General features: G+C 62.8%; 2 protein-coding genes and 1 pseudogene. All 3 read right to left on the bottom strand.

Going from position 1 to position 4,383, the window contains the following annotated elements; translation table 11 throughout:
- Nucleotides 1–1,070: pseudogene (locus WBB85_RS01865) on the bottom strand (hypothetical protein); the annotation flags it as partial.
- Nucleotides 1,071–1,236: 166 nt separating this feature from the next.
- On the bottom strand, nucleotides 1,237–2,769 hold the full coding sequence (locus WBB85_RS01860; protein ID WP_432636921.1) for a trimethylamine methyltransferase family protein: 1,533 nt from the start codon (nucleotides 2,767–2,769) through the stop codon (nucleotides 1,237–1,239).
- A gap of 111 nt (nucleotides 2,770–2,880) precedes the next feature.
- The gene (locus tag WBB85_RS01855) at nucleotides 2,881–4,146 is read right to left on the bottom strand and encodes a LysM peptidoglycan-binding domain-containing protein (protein WP_432636922.1); all 1,266 of its coding nucleotides are present in this window, start codon (nucleotides 4,144–4,146) and stop codon (nucleotides 2,881–2,883) included.
- Nucleotides 4,147–4,383: the final 237 nt, after the last annotated feature.

Here is a 4,383-nt window from a genome sequence, read left to right as displayed (position 1 = left end):
CCATAGAGTTCGCTGAACCCATTGCTGCCGACCTCAATCGTCGCACTCATCACGTCATGGCCCGAACCACCGTCGAGGTAGTTATGGGCGGTTCCGGCGTTGAAGAGCGCCTGATATGAGGCGTCTGCATAGGCCGTCATCGTGTCATGGCCGTGGCCACCGTCCAACCTGTTCGTGGCAACCGCCCCGTCGGTGAAGGACGCGGCAAGGATGCTGGCTGACATCACGTCATTGCCCGATCCACCGTCAAGAATATTCGTGCCAATCGCGGTGTCCTGGGCCAGCGCCAGCATCGTGGCGGTCAGACTGTCACGGCCAGAGCCGCCGTTCAGGTCAGAGGTCAGCGTGGTGGTGCTGTTCTCTCCGTCCGTGACATGATCGGCGATGAGCGTATCACGGCCACTGCCGCCGATCAGTGTATTGCTCCCCTCTGGCGCATCGGAATTGGAATCCACGCTGGTGCTGGCCGAAAGGTAGTCGTTGCCAGCCCCGCCATTGAGGTAGTTTTCAGCCAGAAGGCTGGTATTGGAATACACCACCGCGCTCGCCGTGATGTAGTCGTTGCCAAAGCCGCCCCAGATCCGGTTTATCGCCGTGCTGTTGTCGCCGAAAAACTCTCCGCCCACGGCAAGTGCCGTAATCGTATCCGCGCCGGTGCCGCCATATATCGTGTTGGTCACGACACTGTTGCCGAGCGCATTCGATATGGTGGACACGTCAATGACATCCGCACCGCTGCCGCCGCACACATGAATATCGAATGACGCATCTGTTCCGAAATCGGAAAACCCAACTACGTTCACGTTGATTGTGTCATCCCCTTTCCCGCCATCGGCGAAGGCGTTCACTTCCCATGTGGACGCCGCCATATCGTCAAAGAGGTCGATCTGGATATCCAGCACATCCGCGCCGAATCCCCCCAGCAGGCCTGTATTGTTGAAGCTGCTCGACAATGTATCCGATCCGAACAAGCCGAAGACGGCCTGCATCTCGGCGGTAGTGGCTATCGTGTCGGAAAACACGGTCCCGAAAACGGGATCATATGTCAGTAGATTAGGGAAAATCGGCATACCTCTGCCCTCCATTTAAGGCAATTTACAGTTCGTTCGAAAACTTGCGGCACACCCGGCACCATTAAAAAAACGTTAATGACCTAGGGGCAATCATTCAACTAAAAGTTCAATCCAAACCTATTGTTTCGCCTGAAGGCGCAATGTCGGCGCCGGGATCGGGCGCTCAATCCGGTGGTGGCGCGCCGCCCGCCTGACTGCGGTCGGCAATGAACCGGGCAATGTTCTCACCCCGGTCGCTTGCACCCTTGGGGGCCGTGTAGTCGGCGAGTACCTGCTGCCAGATCGCAGTCGCCCGTTCGGTGGCCGTCTGACCGCCCGCCGCCGTCCATGTCCCGTGGTTGGTCAGGTCCGCCACAAGCGGTGCGTAGAAGGCGCGGTCAAAACGGTCCATCGTGTGCTTGGTGGCAAAGAAATGCCCGCCGGGCTGGACATCGGACAACGCGTCCCAGGCGAGGTCATCAGGAGATGTAGCAAGCGGGGCGCAGAGTTCAGCAATGATCTGCAACGCCTCAATATCATTGATGAACTTTTCATAGCCGAAGGTCAGCCCACCCTCCAGCCAGCCTGCCGCATGCACGGTCAGCGTGGCATTGGCCACGAGGTTGGCCCAGAGCCCCATATGATTCTCGCCCGCCGCTTGCATGTCAGCCACATTCGCGGCCGACCCCGCAGCCGAGCGCCAGGGCAACCCGACATGGCGCGCGAGTTGTCCCGTACCGATGGCCAGCCGGATATGGGTCGGCGTGCCGAAAGCGGGCGCACCCGACTTCATGTCTACATTGGACGAAAACCCGCCATAGCTGACCGGCGCACCGGGCCTTGTTAGCTGTGCCAGCGTGATGCCGGCCAGGCATTCGGCATGCTGCAGGACCAGCGCGCCCTCGACCGTCACGGGCGCCATGGCACCCGCAAGGCAGAAGGGCGTGATGACCGACAACTGCCCGGCGCGGGCAAAGTCGATGATCCCTTCGGCCATTGGTTTGTCGAGTTGGCGTGGTGAATTGGTGTTGATCACCGTTGTCGCCCAGGTACTGTCCGTGAAATCCTGATCCGACAGGCCCATGGCAAGGCGGATCATGGCGAAACTGTCCTCAATCTGCCCGCGCCCGCGCGCATAGACGAACAAGGGTTTGTCCGCGAGCGTCAGTTGCCCCCGCATCATCGCGTAATGCCTGAGATGTGCCGGCACGTCCTGTGGTTCGGCCGAAGGGCCGAGCTTGTGGATCACATCAAAGCTCTGATGCAGCTTCAGCGTTTCGTCAAAGGTCGCAAGATTGCCGGGCCGACGCCCCCGGATCCTGTCGGTCGCGTTCGGACAGCCCCCGGCGGGCGAAAAGATCAGCGCCCCGTCTTCGTAGGTAAGGTCGCGTTCGGCGTTCGGGGCCCGTATCCGGATCGACTTCGGGGCCGTGGTCAGGGCAGCCCCGACCATATCCGCCCCGATCCGGACCATCTCTGCCGCTTCATCGACGATGGCACCGCCATCGGCATAGATGCGGCGCGCTTCCGGAAGAAGGACCTTCATCCCGAGATCCTCAAGCAGTTTCAGCGCCATGGCGTGAATGGCGTCGACAGCATCGTCCGACAGCACTTTCTGCGGCGTGAAGGGGTGGCGCAGGTGACGGTAGTTGACAATGCGCGCCGGCGCTTCGCTGCGACGGGCGGCGCGGCCCTTACGACGATGTGCGGTTTCCATCAAAAGTCCTCTCTGCATTGCAGCCTTTCAGCGGCGCAGGGGGTGGTCTTGCCCAATTGCGACATGGGCCCGCCCGGGGCACAGGTCTGTGCCGGGATCAGGCCCGGCCGGTCACTCAGCCGGATCCGGGATGGTGAAGATCTGGCCGGGATAGATCAGGTCCGGATTGCGGATCAGATCCTTGTTGGCCTCGAACACCTTCACGTAGAGCACGCCGTCACCGTAATTCTCACGCGCGATCCGCCAGAGCGAGAAGCCGGGCTGCACGGTCACGATGGCGGCCCGGGTCGCCGGTTTGGGGGCGGGGTCGGCAGCAGGCGCAGAGGCGATTGCGGTTGTTGCGTCTTCGGTCGCCACGGCAGCGGCCACTTCGGTGGTTCCGGCCTCAGGCAAGCTGTCCGGCTCTGGTGCCGCGACCGTTTCGGGCGTCGATGTTGCGGCTGTGTCCGGCGCGGCCAGGTCCGGTTCCGACGTGGTATCCGCCGGTTCGGTTGCAGGCGCGTCCGATTGCAGTGCCGCCACCACTGTATCCGGCGCTTCCCGCTGGAACGGGGTTTCAAACCGTGACGTCACCATGCCGGTACCGTCCATCTGATCAACCCTCAGCGTATAAAGGCCGGGTGCCACATCCGTCAGAACTGCCGACCAGCCACCATCCTGACCGATCCCGACCACCGCGGTGTCGGCATTGTCGAGATAGAGGCGCGCGAACTGGCCCGCAGTCCCACGCCCGGCCATCTCAACATCTCCGGTCGCGCCATAGCCGATCGTGTCAATCAGGATATCGGCAACCGGGCCCGCTTCGGTCTGGAGCCGCACCCCGTCATTGTCGATGATCAGCACCTCGGGCGCGGCGGGTTCGGCCTCGGCCATCACCTCGGGAGCAGCCTCTTCAGCCGCCGGTTCATCGGTCGCGGCCGCAACCTCATCCGCCCCGGTCTCTTCGGCGACGGGTTCCGGTGCGGGTTCGGGATCGGCCGCAGCGACCAGTTTCGGCGCGGCGACGGGGCCGATCACCACGCTGTCCTCTGACGGGATCTGAGCACCGTCAGCCGTTGTCACGATCAACGTCATCACCCGTGGCGCATCGCTGGGATCAAGCGTGAAGAGGGACGCGAACGCGCCCTTGCCATCTGCTTCCGCCGTCGCGGCCTCCACCTCATCGAGCAGGATCGACACTGCCGCGCCGATCCCGGCGCGGCCTGCGACCAGAACCGACCCGTCCGCCTCGACCCGCACGGTGTCAAAGCTGGGCAGGACCGGTTCCGGTGTTTCAGCGGTTTCCTCGTCCGGGGCAGGCTCGGCTTCCGAAGGGGTCTCGACCGCCTCAGTAGCGGGTGCTTCGGCTTGCGCCTCTGTCTCTGCCGTTCCGCTCATCACCGGCGCTGTGGCGGTTTCTTCAGGCGCGGCATCGTCATCCGGCCGCGCCAGATAATACAGCGCCGTCCCGCCAAAGATCAGACCGATGACGGCCCCAGCGATCCATTTCAGTGCCGCGCGTTCAGGCGCCTGCTCTGCCGTCTTTTCCGCCATGAATGTCCCCTCAGCCGCGACCTCGTCCCGGGGGCCGCTTGCGGTGACCATAACAACGCCGCTATCAGGGGTCAAAGAAAC

This window comes from Albidovulum sp., from assembly GCF_049646345.1.
In the GTDB taxonomy this organism is placed as follows: Bacteria; Pseudomonadota; Alphaproteobacteria; order Rhodobacterales; family Rhodobacteraceae; genus Albidovulum.
The sequence above is the reverse complement of the archived record's forward strand: the minus strand, read 5'-3'. Positions and strand labels throughout refer to the sequence as shown.